The sequence below is a fragment of the Candidatus Poribacteria bacterium genome, assembly GCA_021295715.1.
Classification (GTDB): domain Bacteria; phylum Poribacteria; class WGA-4E; order WGA-4E; family WGA-3G; genus WGA-3G.
The window spans coordinates 12,734-28,059 of the sequence record JAGWBV010000054.1 but is presented as its reverse complement, the minus strand read 5'-3'; the positions used below and the strand labels follow the sequence as shown (position 1 = coordinate 28,059).

12 protein-coding genes are annotated in these 15,326 nt (G+C 47.5%); 6 read left to right on the top strand and 6 right to left on the bottom strand.

Features of this window, described 5'->3' with window-relative positions; all coding sequences use genetic code 11:
* Window positions 1-481 precede the first annotated feature (481 nt).
* The 5 genes from lepB to J4G07_14135 all read right to left on the bottom strand — a co-directional run bounded on the left by lepB (window position 482) and on the right by J4G07_14135 (window position 6,224).
* On the bottom strand, window positions 482-1,315 hold the full coding sequence (gene lepB / locus J4G07_14155; protein MCE2415138.1) for a signal peptidase I: 834 nt from the start codon (window positions 1,313-1,315) through the stop codon (window positions 482-484).
* Between the two features lie 59 nt (window positions 1,316-1,374).
* A complete protein-coding gene (gene lepA, locus J4G07_14150; protein MCE2415137.1) occupies window positions 1,375-3,180 on the bottom strand; it encodes a translation elongation factor 4 in 1,806 nt (601 codons plus the stop codon).
* 224 nt (window positions 3,181-3,404) lie between these two features.
* Window positions 3,405-4,292: a hypothetical protein gene (locus J4G07_14145; GenBank protein ID MCE2415136.1), complete on the bottom strand. Its 888-nt coding sequence runs from the start codon at window positions 4,290-4,292 to the stop codon at window positions 3,405-3,407.
* Window positions 4,293-4,383: 91 nt separating this feature from the next.
* A complete protein-coding gene (locus J4G07_14140; GenBank protein ID MCE2415135.1) occupies window positions 4,384-4,992 on the bottom strand; it encodes a DUF1080 domain-containing protein in 609 nt (202 codons plus the stop codon).
* 122 nt (window positions 4,993-5,114) lie between these two features.
* Window positions 5,115-6,224 carry an alkaline phosphatase family protein gene (locus J4G07_14135; protein ID MCE2415134.1) on the bottom strand — a complete coding sequence of 370 codons (1,110 nt, stop codon included), beginning with the start codon at window positions 6,222-6,224 and terminating at the stop codon, window positions 5,115-5,117.
* Window positions 6,225-6,409: 185 nt separating this feature from the next.
* Here J4G07_14135 and J4G07_14130 point away from each other — a divergent pair, with 185 nt between their 5' ends.
* The 4 genes from J4G07_14130 to J4G07_14115 all read left to right on the top strand — a co-directional run bounded on the left by J4G07_14130 (window position 6,410) and on the right by J4G07_14115 (window position 10,892).
* Entirely contained in the window at window positions 6,410-7,063 is a 654-nt protein-coding gene (locus J4G07_14130) for a tetratricopeptide repeat protein (GenBank protein MCE2415133.1), read from the top strand.
* Between the two features lie 7 nt (window positions 7,064-7,070).
* Complete coding sequence (locus J4G07_14125) at window positions 7,071-7,847, top strand: hypothetical protein (protein MCE2415132.1); 777 nt, start codon at window positions 7,071-7,073, stop codon at window positions 7,845-7,847.
* A 240-nt stretch (window positions 7,848-8,087) separates the two neighbouring features.
* Window positions 8,088-9,533 (top strand): phosphoglucosamine mutase, encoded by a 1,446-nt coding sequence (gene glmM / locus J4G07_14120; GenBank protein MCE2415131.1) that lies wholly within the window; start codon window positions 8,088-8,090, stop codon window positions 9,531-9,533.
* Between the two features lie 114 nt (window positions 9,534-9,647).
* Entirely contained in the window at window positions 9,648-10,892 is a 1,245-nt protein-coding gene (locus J4G07_14115) for a YvcK family protein (protein ID MCE2415130.1), read from the top strand.
* Between the two features lie 40 nt (window positions 10,893-10,932).
* Here the strand turns inward: J4G07_14115 and J4G07_14110 are convergent, their stop codons facing one another.
* Complete coding sequence (locus tag J4G07_14110; GenBank protein ID MCE2415129.1) at window positions 10,933-11,127, bottom strand: hypothetical protein; 195 nt, start codon at window positions 11,125-11,127, stop codon at window positions 10,933-10,935.
* A gap of 983 nt (window positions 11,128-12,110) precedes the next feature.
* Between J4G07_14110 and J4G07_14105 the strand changes: the two genes are divergently transcribed.
* Together J4G07_14105 and J4G07_14100 are read left to right on the top strand one after the other, a co-directional pair.
* Window positions 12,111-13,820 (top strand): glutamine--tRNA ligase/YqeY domain fusion protein, encoded by a 1,710-nt coding sequence (locus tag J4G07_14105; protein MCE2415128.1) that lies wholly within the window; start codon window positions 12,111-12,113, stop codon window positions 13,818-13,820.
* Entirely contained in the window at window positions 13,820-15,301 is a 1,482-nt protein-coding gene (locus J4G07_14100) for a glutamate--tRNA ligase (GenBank protein MCE2415127.1), read from the top strand. The genes J4G07_14105 and J4G07_14100 overlap by 1 nt, the downstream gene beginning before the upstream one ends.
* Window positions 15,302-15,326: the final 25 nt, after the last annotated feature.

The window sequence follows — 15,326 nt, the reverse complement described above, 5'->3', positions numbered from 1 at the left end:
AGCCGAATACAAAAGATACCGTTAGACCAGTAAGGTGTTGCCAATCCTTTTTTGATAAGCACACCTGCTTTGGTGGGGTGTGTCGGCATAAGTTTTTTGCCAGACTTACTCTTTACTGGAACAAACATCGTTTGTAATCTCCCTTTCGGGTTGTGTGTTGCCCCTTCCAGATCGCATATCCAAGCGGTATCAGACGAGGGGAGTATCCGATACATAGAGTAGGCGACCACGCCCAAGATATTGCGATATTTTACTGTGGAAAATAGTTTAACTTGTGGAGTGAACGTTTGGTATACGCTTCGCACAGGTCCCCCGACTGAAGTCGGGGGTTATTGACGATATTGTGGTGCCATCATCGGTAAAAGGCGTTTTCCTTTCCTTATTCTATCTCGGTATTTAATGCGTGTCGGGGATGATATGGGGCATAAAGTTTAACTGTTTTGGAGTATCAGGTCTCCAGAGAAAATAAGTGTGCTTCAGTCTATTGAGCGAACGAATCTGGTTCTGAAAGGATGCGTTTACCGATTCGGTTGAATCGAATATTGCCTACCATCTTCCATACTTCCCATAATTTCACCGGACGATTAGCGGACGAAAACGTAATCAGGAAGGCTTGCCCTTTAATATTATCTACAGCCACAGGTCCCCAGAAGCGGCTGTCGCTACTCTGATCACGATTATCGCCCATTGCGAACACCATGCCTTTCGGGACAGTGAACGGTTTACCATCACGGAACTTACGCTTGAATTGACTTGGGGTTAGAGCAAAATCAGAAAAAGCATCGCTCTCTGGGAGATACTCTGGTTGACGGAAAGGTGGAAAATCGCCTCTTCTGAAACGGCTGAAGTTCATGTGTTTCGTATAGTGTCCATACTTGACGACTTCGCCATTTACATAGAGCGTATCGTCACGCGTTTCAACGGTATCACCTTCCACGGCTACGATGCGCTTGATAAAATGTCGCTCGTCGTGGTGTGGGATAAAAACAGCGACATCACCGCGCGCGGGTTCGTGAAAATCGAAAATTTTTATATCTGTGCCGGGAATTTTGACCCCGTAGATGAACTTGTTTACCAGAATTTGGTCTCCAACGAGGAGTGTGTCCTCCATGGATCCGGATGGGATTCTATACGCTTCAACGATGAAAGGACGGATGAGACCAAAATTGAGGATTAGTAAAACAATGATGAATTTTGCGGACTCGTGTACCCCAATTTTTTGTGATTTTTGCTGTTTGGCTGGTGTGGCTTTGGTAGATTGCCAGTGCTTCTGTGTGTTACGTTTCATTGTAAAAGCCATCGGATAGAGTGACATCCTCCTTTCTCCAGTGTAGGTAGGCATTTGACTGTTTGCGATTGTATATTTTATTATTCCTATTCATCGGTTGCCAACATCGCGGTGAACGCTTCTTGTGGAACATCAACGTTACCAATCTGTTTGAGCCGTTTTTTGCCCTCTTTCTGTCTCTCCAACAACTTCCGTTTTCGCGATACATCACCGCCGTAGCATTTCGCAGTAACGTTTTTTCGGAGGGCTCGCACTGTTTCACGGGCGACAATCTTGTTACCGATTGCGGCTTGAACCGGGACTTCAAACATTTGACGCGGAATGAGTTCTTTCAGCTTAGCTACTAATACCTTGCCACGCGTTTCGGCAGTGTCTCGTGGCAGGATCGTTGAGAGCGCGTCTACAGGGTTTCCGTTGAGTAGCACATCTAATTTAACGAGTTTTTCGGTTTTGTATTCCCCAATGTCATATTCTAATGAACCGTAACCGCGGGTCAGTGATTTAAGTTTCGGATAGAAGTCCATGAGCATTTCGCTGAGCGGGAGTTCATACAGAAGTTGCACGCGACTTGCATCCAATTGGTTCATTCGCTTGTATATACCCCGACGCTTCTGACAAAGTTCCATCGCATTTCCAATATAGTCGCGCGGAACAATAATATCAATATTGACATACGGTTCTTCAATTCGTTCGATGTTATTTGGTTCTGGGAGATGTGCTGGGTTGTCCACCGGCACGTATCCACCCGTTTTCAGGTAGACCCGGTACATCACGCTTGGTGCAGTTCGGACGAGGGCAAGTCCGAACTCCCGTTCAAGGCGTTCATGGATAATTTCCATGTGAAGTAAACCGAGAAAACCGCACCGAAATCCGAAGCCGAGGGCAACGGATGTCTCAGGTTCAAAATTAAAGGAGGAATCGTTGAGGCGTAGTTTATCGAGTGCCTCGCGCAGGGCATGAAACTGATGTGTGTCTGCTGGATAGAGACCGCTGAAGACAAGCGGTTTCATCTCGCGATAACCCGGAAGTGGTGTTGCTGTCGGTTTTGTATGGTGCGTGATTGTATCCCCGATTTTCGCTTTGTCGATCTCTCGGATGCCAGCAATGAGGTACCCAACAGCACCTGTTCGGAGTTCAGAGGTGGGTTGCATTTCTGGTGTAAAGATGCCTACCTCCTCAACCTCATACGAGCGTCTCGTTTCCATGAGTTGAATCTTTTCCCCGGGTTTCACACTCCCCTCGAAGATTCGCGTGTACATGATAACCCCGCGATAGTTATTATAGACGGAGTCAAGCACGAGTGCCTTTAAAGAGGCTTCAGGTTCACCTGTAGGGGCGGGGATCCGGTCGATAATTGTTTCCAGTATGGCTGGGATACCGATACCCATTTTCGCACTAACGAGAAGTGCATCGTCGGCAGGGATACCGATGACTTCTTCTATCTGTCGTCTGGCTTCGTCCGGCTGTGCAGTGGGTAGATCGATTTTATTCACGATGGGGATGATCTCAAGGTCATTGTCAATCGCGAGATACGCGTTTGCTAAGGTTTGTGCTTCAACCCCTTGCGCGGCATCAACAATGAGAATAGCACCTTCGCACGCAGCGAGACTACGGGAGACCTCGTACGTGAAATCGACATGTCCGGGTGTATCGATGAGGTTGAGTTCGTAGCGGTTTCCGTCTGCGGCGGGGTAATGGAGTTTGACGGCAGTTGCTTTAATCGTAATACCGCGTTCACGCTCTAAATCCATCAAATCCAGCACCTGTTCGCGCATATCCCGTTCAGCGAGCGTGTTCGTATGCTCGATGAGTCTATCGCTCAGCGTGCTTTTTCCGTGGTCGATGTGCCCTAAAATGCAAAAATTCCGTATGTTTTCAAGATTCGTTGGCATAGTATAGATAGTATATCACAACCTCTGTCAGCGTGTCCATAGAATTTCGCTGTCCTATCGGGATTGAGAACCCTCCCACAGTGCCTAATAGGTGTTGAGACGCAATGGGATCCAACTGGAAGTGAACCACATTCCACACACTCAGAATTCAAGAACACGTGTTCATCGGCAGGATAATGCCGATGGATGCAGTGTTGCACCATGATTATACCGACTGAGTCCTCCTATGCATCAAGTGCTTGTAAGAACGCTTCAAAAGTGGGGGTGAGTGCTGCGGTTTGTAGTAATTGCGTCAGTTGGTCTTCATCCCGAATCGCTTCAAGAGCGTGCTGAACGGGCTGCGGATCGAGTTGTGGAAACCGCGCCGTAAGAACAGCGAGAATGTTACGGATAGAGGTCTGGTGCGCACCTTGCTCAATACCTTGCTCAATACCGCGTTGGATCACAACTTCGTAAAAAGGAGACTCTCGCATGATTTCCTCCGATATAAACGCCTGAAAGAGTTCAGGACTATGGGCTAAACTCCCGAAAATAGATAACGCAAACAATAACGTCGCACGCGTCTGATCGTCAACGCGTGCTGAGATAGTGGTCTCTACACATTTTTCAACCCACGCCTCACTCGTCATACCCATAGGCGGACGCATCAACGGCGTGAAAGGCAGTAAGCCAACAGATGCGGTATCCAAAAACGAGGTGCCCTCTAACTCCGCCAACCGAATCACGGTATACTGAAACCACAAGCCACCCCGTGTCTCATTGCCATATTCGTAATACCCCATATCCGTGCGTCCTGCACCGGGACGCAGATACAACACTGTGGAATACACTGGTAACTCATACTGGAGCCCCAGAAAACTCGCATACGCCAACATCCGTAAGGACATCGGTTTGTCTCGGCTATCGTCTGTTTGTACCTCTATATGGAGGATGGCTTCCTCATCGAGAAGACGGACCCGAAACGTCATATCACTGTGATGCATCTTGATCGTTGATTGCTCGGTGGTGAGTTTTTCTTCAACTTCAACGTCTATGGACGCGAGGGCTAACGCTGCGAACGCATCGGGAAATCGATCCATCAAATGCTTCACAATCTCGTCATAATATGGCATATAAACATTGTACTTCTATTTATAGCAAAATGTCAATAAGAAACATACGTAAGTCCTACTATGTAGCGACCTTTTTTGGGGTACTGGATTCCTATAGCGGTTTGACTTTGATGTTTCTGCACCAGATTTTTCCGCCGTGGTCTTGGATGCCAATATGTCCACTCCGCGGGAAATCTTTGAGCGCGATGCCGAATTTGTTCCGACTTCCGTCTGGGTTTTGGTGTGGCGTGTCCCACTCGTCCAAATCTGCACGGACAATTTCTTCGCCGTTGAGTGTCACAGCAATGATGCTTCCATCGCAGGTGATGCTCATTTGATTCCACTCTCCAGCGGGTTTACAGGTATTTCGTGTTGGTCCCAAGGCATCGTAGAGTGCCCCGCAGTCGTGGCTATCCGTGGGTTCCTTGCCGTGTGTATCTAAAATTTGTATTTCAAGTCCGCTCTGAACGGCGTCTTCCAAATCTGCCCATCGGACAAAGATTCCGCTGTTGACTTTCGACTCAGTTTTGAAGTCAAGTGCCAGGACGAAGTTATCGTAGTGTTGTTCGGTATAGAGGTATTTTCCGCCCTGAACGGTGCAGAGGATACTGCCATCATCAATGACCCAACCTTCGGCACTTCCAGTGGCGCCCCAACCGTTCAGTGTTTTCCCATCGAATAGGGATATCCATCCTTCAGTTTTCTCTTTTTCTGTTAACATAATTTCTCCTTGTGATTCGTTTATCGTTATTCATTTATCGGTTGTCAGTCGTTCGCTAAAAGGACTGCAGAGATGATGGAGCATCTTGAAAACACTCTTAGCTGATATCTGATAACTGACAACTACTGCAAACTCTCTAAAAAGAGTCTTCCGACATCAACATTATATTCAAAATCTGCCGCAGACCAAGGACTATTATAGCCAATGATCGGCACATAACTTTCATGGCGCGACCCGTGCGAACGCACCGCAGTCGGTTCTACTGCCGTTTCCAATTCACCGAAAACAGTCGTTTTGTCTGCTAATACAAAGAGGTCCCCAATCCGTTCACGATGGAGACGAAACGTGCCTGCCGCATCTTCTGCGGAATGGACCTCTTCAATACCGGACGTATTCAGAAGTACCTGAATCGCTTGTGTCATATCCGCGTGATCCTTGAGGAACACATAGGCAGCACCCCCTAAATTGCCGTGATGCGCGACGTAGCGATCCTTAATAATGGGAATCGAACTTGCAGGGATACTATGCTCTGTTAAGACACGCCCTGGGTCAATCGCAGTGGTTTTCGCGAACATCCCATGGTCGGCTGTGATATAGATTTCGCGTTCCGGCTCATCATCAACGATATTCCCGATAATTCTATCCAATTCCTCAAGGTGCTGTTGGGAGATGTCCTCATCAGGTGCATATTTGTGTTGAACCCAATCCGTTGTTGAGCAGTAAACGAGGTCTGGGTTGTCTGTCCGCAGCACCGCATGCACGGCACGGAGCAGCCACCAATTGATTTCAGCGGAATAAATCGGTTCAACCCGACCGACTGTGTGGATGTAATCAGAGGGTGGCGATTCAGCGGCGACCGCTATATCGGTGCCTGCTTCGAGCATCCGAAGCAATTTTTTCTTTGTCACGAAGAGTGCTGTTTTGTCTGCGAATTTGCAGGCTTTTGCGGTCTCAAAGAGTGTCGGCGCGAGAAGAAAACGATTGTCCTCAATGAATTCCCCTTTACCGGTTGCCCTGTCTACATGGTAATTCGTTGTGATACCATGGGTTTCTGGGAATGTTCCGGTTGCGATACTGACGTTATTTACATTCGTGACCGAGGGGATAACGGCATTAGCATGGACATAAAATCCGGATTTTGCCAACTCATGGATGTTAGGAAGGTCGCTCGCGACGAGGTAATCGTGGCTACCCGCGTCGATACAGAGGATGAGGATTTTTCGCCTTTTCACGTTTTGTATTTTGCTCCGCTATCTGATGGTATGCTGTTCGGTTACCCTGCCTGTCTGACCAAAAAATTATAGCAGATATCTGCTTGGATTGCAAACTTTTCCGCGTGGACTGGGATTTGGGGTTGTTATTCCAACGGGAATCTGATATAATTTTTTTTAAATCGGTATCACACGGGGATCTGATCATGCAGATGAACAATGGATTTTCCGAATTAGCGAAGCTGATATTCAAGAATTCGGCGGACGAAGAGAGGCTCAAACAACTGCTGAGTGATAACTATTCAGAAACCGATCTTGCTGCCTATCTTCATAGCAAAGAACCATTAGTTGGACGCGCTGCAGGGTTCGCGCTTCGGTTAATTGGTAGCTCGGACGCGATTCCTGCGTTGGTAGATGCCCTGAAAAATAAGGACCGTGGGACCCGCTTCAATGCGGAATACGCCTTGTGGGAAATCTGGTCTCATTCTGGTGATGACGCTGTTGACACGATGCTTGAGAACGGTAAAAACTTGCTTAAAAATGAGTCGTATCAACAAGCCGTTGAATGCTTCACTTCTGTAATTGAGACGGATCCGAATTTCGCCGAGGGGTATAACCAACGCGCAATCGCTTATTTTATGCTTGAGGAATGGAGTAAAGCGATTCGTGATTGCAAACGGACGATTTCCCTCAACCCGGATCACTTCGGTGCGTTTGCCGGCATGGGACATGTTTATGTCAGACTTGGCAAGATTGATGAGGCACTTGAGGCGTATAAGCAAGCTTTGGTTATTAACCCGAACCTAATTTCTATCGCTGAAGCAGTATTACGGCTTCGTAGTCGGACGCAAAGTGAATGATCGATGTATGAATACCACTCTGGGCGATCGAAACCACTTCCTGCGAACACTTATAACTTGGTTTATCATCGCGAGTTTTTTGCTCTGGCTTATCTATAGCGTGTTGATTCAGGCAAAACTTGGATTACCGATAGAGTGTTTGTTCATGGCGCAGATGTTGGTTGTGCTTTTGGTGGCACCTTATCTCGCTGCCCGCACGCTTCGTGGCGACTTCCTAAATACCAGTTTTGACGCACAGTGTGCCCTCGCTCCTGTCTCGTCTGGACAACGGCTGTTAAGACTGCTTCTGATAAGTCAGATACCCGTGTTCTGTTGGGTGTTTTTATCGACAGGGGTGGCTCTGTTCGTTACGCGTATCCCCTTCGCGAAGGCATTGCAGATGTTCGTTATACTGGGGATTTATAGTCTATCGGCAGCGGCGGTCGGGATATGGGGTCTTCAGGTTTTTCGAGATGTCCTCTTCAGCACGGAGTTTGCCATCCTGTTATGGTGTGTTTTGATTGGTGGCGCGTTTCTGCTCAACCCCTTACAACGATATGTGGATGATCTTCAACCTTTCATTCCGCCAGTCTTACACCTGAACCCTTTGATTGTTGTGTGCTGTATCTTTGAGGGGTTTGACATCTTTAGAAACCCGCTTCTCTATGAACGAACACCGGTGCCATCATATATTTTTTTCTATCCAAAGCCGTGGTATCTTGTCGGAATATGGCAGATGGTGATTGGCGGATGCTGTTTTTTGGGGGCATGGCAGATAAGCAGATCCTGTAGATACACTGCATAAAGGTTACATAAGGGTCAATTTAAGCAAAAAGCATTGGTGTTTTAAATTTAAAAACGTTCTTGTGCAAAAAGTCTACCGCCTCCTACAAAAAGCATCAGGTAGGTTTGTATCTTTAGTCCCGTAGGGTTTATTTGCTTGGGTGTTTCTTCACAATGTTTATAGGCGTGTGGGTCAACAAACCCCACGAGCCCTGTAAGGGCAGCATGTTTATAACCTCCAGTGTGCTATGAAGTCCCTAAATTGACACCTAATGGCACGCTGCATAAAGGCTACAGAGAGGATTGTATGGGCAAGGCAGAAAAACCGATAGTGAGTGTTTCAGGCGTTCGTGGTGAGGTGGGTGTTTCGCTCGATGTCCGAATCATTACGCAATTTGCAATGGCGTTCGGCACCTTTGTCGGTGGTAGAACAGTGGTGATTGGCAGGGATTCCCGAACTTCCAGTCCGATGATCCGACATGCGGTCCTTGCTGGGCTTTTCGCCACAGGCTGTCACATCATTGATGTAGGGCTTTGTCCAACGCCCACGATACTCCTAATGGCGAAAGCTCTCGGGGCACAAGGAAGTATTACAATTACAGCCAGCCATAATCCTGTCGCGTGGAACGGGATCGAATTTGCGGCTGCTTCAGGACGCCTTTTGACACAGGTAGAACGAGACACATTGATGCAGATTTACGAAACAGAGGATTTCGCACTTGCCCCTTGGAACGAACAAGGAACGTTTGAAACCTGTGAAGATGCAGTCGGTTATCATCTCGATCAAATTCTGTGTTCCCCTTGGTTGGCACCGGATTTAATCCGAAAAGCCGAGTTGAAGGTCGTAATTGATTCTGGCAACGGTGCAGGAAGTGTGATAAGTCCGTCCCTCTTGCGGAAACTCGGTTGTCGCGTTGTTGAACTTAACTGTGTCGCGGATGGGCATTTTCGCCGCCCTGCCGAACCTACACCTGAGGCGTTAGACGCCCTTTGTAAAACGGTTCTTGCTTCTGGTGCTGATATTGGCTTTGCCCACGACGCGGATGCGGATCGGCTCGTCGTTGTTACAGAGCGTGGGGTTCCATTGAGCGGTGAATGGACGCTCGCGTTTATCGCTGATTTTATGCTGAGTAAAACGAAAGGCGATGTCGTTGCGACGGTATCAACGAGTCGAATGTTGGATGATATTGCAGCGAATCATGGTGTTGTGCTCCACCGAACGAAAGTCGGTGTCGGTTGGGTTGTTGAGAAGATGCACGAGACTAATGCAGCTATCGGTGGTGAAGGCACTGGCGGCGTTATCTATCCTAATATTCACTACACGACGGATGGCATGGCTTCTATTGCAGCGATCGCACAATATCTCGCTGAATCTGGTGTGTCGGTAACGCAGCTTGTGGAGAACATACCGCAATATCAGATGTGCCGCAAGAAATTAGAAATTCCGTCGCACGCGCTTGCAACACGTCTTGTGGATCTCGCTTTGGAGGTTTATAAAGAAGCCAGTGACGCTGAAGCAGAACCGCAACTCGAACTAACGGACGGTGTCAAACGCGTCTGGGATGACCGATGGGTGAACATCCGTCCATCCGGCACGGAGCCTGTAATTCGGATTTTTAGTGAGGCACCGACTTTCGCTGTGGCGGAGCAGTTGTGTGACGAGACGCTTGAAACACTAACGATGTTAATGAAACAAAATCCGCGTTAACTGCGTTATTTATTATGATTTATCGTAAAACCTTGTAGGGAGAATATATTCCGCGGAACCCTTGGGTGCTACCAGTTAATTGTTAAGATGTCCGCGATTCAGTTTGGAGAAATTATGGCTTTGAAACTTGCCTGCATCGGAGGCGGAAGTGGTTTATCCGCTTTGCTGAGCGGCATTAAACACTATGCCGATCTGGAGAAGGGTAGAGATCACCTTATTGATTTGGATAGCTTGGCGGCAATTGTTACCGTTTCTGATGATGGTGGAAGTTCAGGGCGGCTTGTTGAAGAGTTTGACATGCTCCCACCCGGCGATATCCGTAGACTCCTGTTCACGTTATCCGATGCTGATGAACTCGCAGGACTTTTTGAATATCGCTTTTCGAGCAATGGTGAACTCGGTGGACATACTGTCGGAAATCTCTTGCTAACAGCACTCACGGAAAAGTTTGAAGGAAACTTCCCGAAAGCAATTCAGGCGGCATCAAGATTACTCTCGGTTCGTGGGCAAATTATTCCTGTTACGTTGGATTATACCGTTTTGTGTGCGGAACTCGCAGACGGAGATATTGTTCGAGGTGAATCCACGATACCCGTCCGGGAAAACCGTGAACCGATTAAGCGCGTCTTTTTTGAACCTCGCGAGAACGGGAAGACGCATCATTCTCCCGATGAAGTCTATGAATGTCAAGCGCATGAAGGCGCGGTGGAAGCACTAATTAACGCCGACGTAATTATCATTGGTCCCGGAAGCCTTTACACCAGTATTATGCCAAATCTGGTTATCAAAGGCATCGTCGAAACGATTCAGCGTTCAGACGCGATTAAAATCTATGTCTGTAACGTTATGACACAACCCGGGGAAACTGATGGTTATGCCGTCACGGATCACGTTAATGCTATTTTGGACCACGCCAGGATTCCGATCAATTACGTCGTGGTGAATAACCAACCCGCTCCAACAGAAATCATGCAAGAGTATGTCCGGAAGGAATTAGTTTCGCAGTTGACTCGCATCCGCTCGCTTTCCGAGGAAGGGCTTTCGATGCTCTATGAAGATACGCAGCACCTCATGGACGTGCTCGACTTGGCAAAAGATATCTCGTCCTTGTCTGTTGAGACGATGCAAGTCGCAGATGCGTCAAAGGTGCAAGTCTCTTATAATCGTGAGCAGGAAACTCTTGAGGCACAGGGAATTAGTGTGATTGAGGCGGACCTCATTCGGGATATGGTCGTCACTGAATTTGGCACATGGTTAGGCGGCGTTCAGATGAACGTTATTCGCCACGATCCCGAAAAGTTAGTCCGCTCTCTTGTGAAGATCTTTCGGAACCATCCAAAACTCCAAGAGTCGGTTTGATTGAAGACAGTTCCGGCAGCAATACGGAAACGGATTAGTGCTATGATTGCTTAGATTGCTTAGAAAGGGCAGTGCCTTTAGTTTCAATCTGGTAGGCGAATGTATCACAAATCTGGGACAAATTATCAATGAAAAGTTCCCAGCGTAATTCGTCTTGACGCGCTTTCGCAATCGCGATGCACAAAGCTGTTTCGTATAAGGATGGATGATTCTTGCGTACATCAGTGGATTTCATAATTCTACCCCTTTCTAAAGTAGTTAGTATAAATAGATTATCAAAAAAAATGAATATATATTTCAACACAGCATATAAACGGGAATTCTACCGAAAAAGTTACACTTTTTAGCAAAAAAGGAATAATTTAATTTCGTGTTCCAGTGAATGAGACATCTTTAGAACCTTGTTGTAAGGTTCTTTTTGCTTTAACGCTGCAAGAACAATGCCACACTCACAAATTCGCTTGTTATGAGTGCTGTGTCGCGGAAATCCTTGAATAGTGGGTGCCTTTGCCTATTTTTTACGCGGGCATGGTGTGTTTTTCAGACACTGCCCAACGTGAGTTTGATGGAAGAAACGTAATTTTTATAGTAAAGCCCGAAAATATCTGCACACCCCCGGTAGGTGCGGTTTCTAACCGCACCGAGTTTGGTGTAAAAATAATTACAGCATCCACTATAACATCAGAAAGGAACACTTTTTATCTATTAGATACAACTGAAAGGCAAAAAGGTTGCATAATTTTTCAGAGCGTCGTCTGAATCAGGATTTGTTGGCGGTCAGCAGTCGGTTTCCACCAGTGGTCAGGAAGTTGAGAAGTGTCCGAAAGTTCGGAAGTTGTCTGGACCGATATTTGCAGGATTCAAGGATTTGCAGGACTATAGCGATCAGCAAAAGTCGGGAATCGGGGTGTTTTTGCTTGGGCGTTTCCCCCTCCTACAGAAAAACTATAGTAAAGTTTAGAATTATGTAGACACCTATCCCTTAACAAACACCCGTTCGTAGTCGTGCGATTCATCGCACGTCGTACCGAGAAGGGTCTACTTATTTTTAGAATTCACCATAAATGACCTTGGTGGAACATCTGAAAATCTTGACTTTATCATGTTTTGAGAGTATAATTATTTAAAGAAGACGTTCCAACCTCTATAAACATATCGCTTCTTGAGAGCGGTAGTCTCTGTAACACGCCCAACAGCATATACGACACGGTATAACATATGAAGCATTCTGATCCCCATTTAAAAGAAAACGCTAACAACTCCTCTGATACAAACTTTATTCGTCAAGCGATTGAGGAAGATCTCAAGGCAAATAGGTATGATGGTAGGGTGCATACCCGATTCCCGCCAGAACCGAGCGGTTACCTCCATATCGGACACGCCAAGGCTATCTGTATCAGTTTCGGTATTGCCGAAGATTTCGGCGGACTTTACAATTTACGGTTTGATGACAGCAATCCCCTCACAGAAGATAGCGAGTACGTAGAAGGAATCAAGCAGGATGTCCATTGGCTCGGATTCGATTGGAAAGATCGAGAATATCACGCTTCGGACTATTTTGAGACACTCTACGGGTATGCCGTCAAACTCATAGAGAAAGGGAAAGCCTACGTCTGTGATTTGACACCGGAGCAGATGCGCACCTATCGCGGCACTTTGGTCGAACCGGGGAAAGACAGCCCTTATCGCGACCGGTCCATTGAGGAAAATCTGGCATTGTTCCGTGGAATGCGAGAAGGTGAATTCCCTGACGGTTTCCGCACACTCCGCGCAAAAATTGATATGTCGAGTCCGAATGTGAATATGCGCGATCCTGTGATGTACCGTATCCTCCGCGCGCATCACCATCGTCAGGGCGATGACTGGTGCATCTATCCCACCTACGATTTTACCCACGGACAATCCGACTCGATAGAAGGTGTGACGCACTCACTCTGTGATGTTCAGTTTGAAGACCATCGTCCGCTCTATGACTGGTTTTTAGAGTCGCTGGAGATTTATCAGCCTCGACAGATTGAATTCGCACGGCTGAATCTCACCTATACTGTGTTGGGCAAACGGAAACTCAAAATCCTCGTTGAGGAAGGGCATGTCAGCGGATGGGACGATCCGCGATTGCCGACGCTCTCTGGGATGCGTCGCCGTGGGTATACGCCGGAGGCTATCCGGGATTTTTGCAACCGCATCGGCGTTTCTAAGGCGGATAATCTCATTGAGATGGGGCAACTCGAATACTCTATTCGTGATGATTTAAATCGTCGCGCCCCTCGTGTCATGGCGGTTCTCAATCCGGTTAAGGTTATTATCGACAACTACCCAGAGGGACAGGTCGAGATGTTCGACGCTGAAAATAATCCGGAAGACGAGAACGCCGGGACACGGCAGATCCCGTTTTCGCGGGAAATCTATATTGAACGAGAAGATTTTATGGAGGATCCGCCACGGAAGTTCTTCAGATTGGCTCCAGGACGAGAGGTGCGGCTTAAGCACGCCTATTATATTCAGTGTGAACGGGTCGTTAAAGACGAAAACGGCGAAATTGTTCAGATTCACTGCACCTATGATCCCGATACACGTGGGGGCTGGTCGGAAGACGGACGCAAGGTGAGAGGCACATTGCATTGGGTCTCTGCCGAACACGCTGTTGATACCGAGGTCCGCCTCTACGATTCGCTCTTTACAGAACGTGAACCCGAGAGCGCAGCAGATGGAGCAGACTGGATGCAATTCCTCAATCCCAACTCCTTAGAGATTCTAAGCGATTGCAAAGTTGAACCGAGTCTCGTTGATGCGACACCGGAAGACCGGTATCAATTCCTCCGGATGGGCTATTTTTGCCTGGATCCAGATACAACATCAGAGAAATTAGTATTCAATCGCACTGTCCCACTACGGGATAGCTGGGCGAAGATTCAGAGAGGGCAGTAATGAACGACACACCAGGCGGAGTAACAACCGTTGTGAGAGACCCAGTCCGAGTGCGGATGGCACCCTCGCCCACTGGTTACTTACACATCGGCGGTGCACGAACAGCACTGTTCAACTATCTGTTCGCCAAGCACCACAACGGCACATTCATCCTCCGAATTGACGATACCGATACGGCGCGTTCCACGGATGAATCCATGCAGGAAATCTATGATGCATTGAAGTGGTTGAGCATCAATTGGGACGAGCAATACGTCCAGTCGGAGCGGCGAAATATCTATGGCAGATACGTCTCGCAGCTGCTTGAGGACGGCAACGCATACCACTGCTATTGCACGCCGGAAGAATTAGAGGAGATTCGCACACAAGCGCGCGCCAATAAACAAACGCGGTCCTACGATGGGAGATGCCGAGATTTAACCGCAGAAGCCGTTGAACGTTTCGTAGCAGACGGTAGAAAGCCGACCGTGCGCATCAAAATGCCTGACACCCCAATCCGTGTTGATGACATCATCCTCGGCTCTCGGAATATTGATCCTGCTACCTTAGAAGATGAAGTAATTGTGCGTTCAAACGGGATGCCGAACTACAATCTTACCTCAATTATCGACGATGCGGAGATGCAGATAACGCACGTCATTCGGGGAACAGAGCATCTCAATAATACACCGAAACAAATTGCAATCGCGAATGCCCTTGATTTAAGTGTTCCTCAGTTTGCGCATATTCCACTGGTGTTGGATAGTAGTGGAAGGAAGATGAGCAAACGACACCACGGCGACCTTGTCGCTGTTAACCGCTACCGTGAGCAGGGGTATTTACCTGAAGCAATGCTAAATTTCGTTGTTCGTCTCGGCTGGTCCTACGACGATAAACAGGAAATTTTTTCTGTTGATGAACTCATCGGAAAATTCGATCTTGGGCGGGTTGGAAAGAGTGGGAGCGTTTTTGATATTAAGAAACTGGAGTGGCTCAATTCCCACTATATTAATCAACTAAATGTAACGGCACGGACGGATGCGGTCATCCCATTCTGGCAGGAAGTAGGTTTATTGAATCATTCAATTGGAGATCGGGACTGGCTGGAAGGCATTGTGGAAGCAGTGGGTGAACGCTTGACGACACTTCAAGATATCGTCCCACAGACCTCCTATTTCTTTACCGACGCATTCGAGTATGAATCGAAAGCGGTGAAGAAATGGTGGGGAAACTCAGAAGAGAAAAAACAGAAAACCCGCGAGATTCTGACGAATGTTTCACAGATCTTGGAAGAGATCCCTACCTTTGATATAGAAACAATTGAAGCGGCAATTTGGAAGTACACAGATGAGAACAACATCAAACGTGTCGCAGCGATGCAAGCGTTGCGGATCGCACTGACAGGGACATCGTTCGGTCCGAGTCTCTTTGATATTGTTGTGCTGCTCGGTAAAAACGAAGTTTTAAAACGGATCCCAAAGGCGATAGAACACTGCACTTAGGAAGCACTATGGGGTGTAAAACAGG

Excerpts from the sequence above, each read along its gene's own strand:
- J4G07_14100 (MCE2415127.1), top strand. The coding sequence starts at position 13,820 with ATGAACGACACACCAGGCGGAGTAACAACCGTTGTGAGAGACCCAGTC.
- J4G07_14105 (MCE2415128.1), top strand. The coding sequence starts at position 12,111 with ATGAAGCATTCTGATCCCCATTTAAAAGAAAACGCTAACAACTCCTCT.
- J4G07_14125 (MCE2415132.1), top strand. The coding sequence starts at position 7,071 with ATGAATACCACTCTGGGCGATCGAAACCACTTCCTGCGAACACTTATA.
- J4G07_14130 (MCE2415133.1), top strand. The coding sequence starts at position 6,410 with ATGCAGATGAACAATGGATTTTCCGAATTAGCGAAGCTGATATTCAAG.
- J4G07_14115 (MCE2415130.1), top strand. The coding sequence starts at position 9,648 with ATGGCTTTGAAACTTGCCTGCATCGGAGGCGGAAGTGGTTTATCCGCT.
- J4G07_14110 (MCE2415129.1), bottom strand. The coding sequence starts at position 11,127 with ATGAAATCCACTGATGTACGCAAGAATCATCCATCCTTATACGAAACA.
- lepA (MCE2415137.1), bottom strand. The coding sequence starts at position 3,180 with ATGCCAACGAATCTTGAAAACATACGGAATTTTTGCATTTTAGGGCAC.
- J4G07_14145 (MCE2415136.1), bottom strand. The coding sequence starts at position 4,292 with ATGCCATATTATGACGAGATTGTGAAGCATTTGATGGATCGATTTCCC.
- J4G07_14140 (MCE2415135.1), bottom strand. The coding sequence starts at position 4,992 with ATGTTAACAGAAAAAGAGAAAACTGAAGGATGGATATCCCTATTCGAT.
- lepB (MCE2415138.1), bottom strand. The coding sequence starts at position 1,315 with ATGTCACTCTATCCGATGGCTTTTACAATGAAACGTAACACACAGAAG.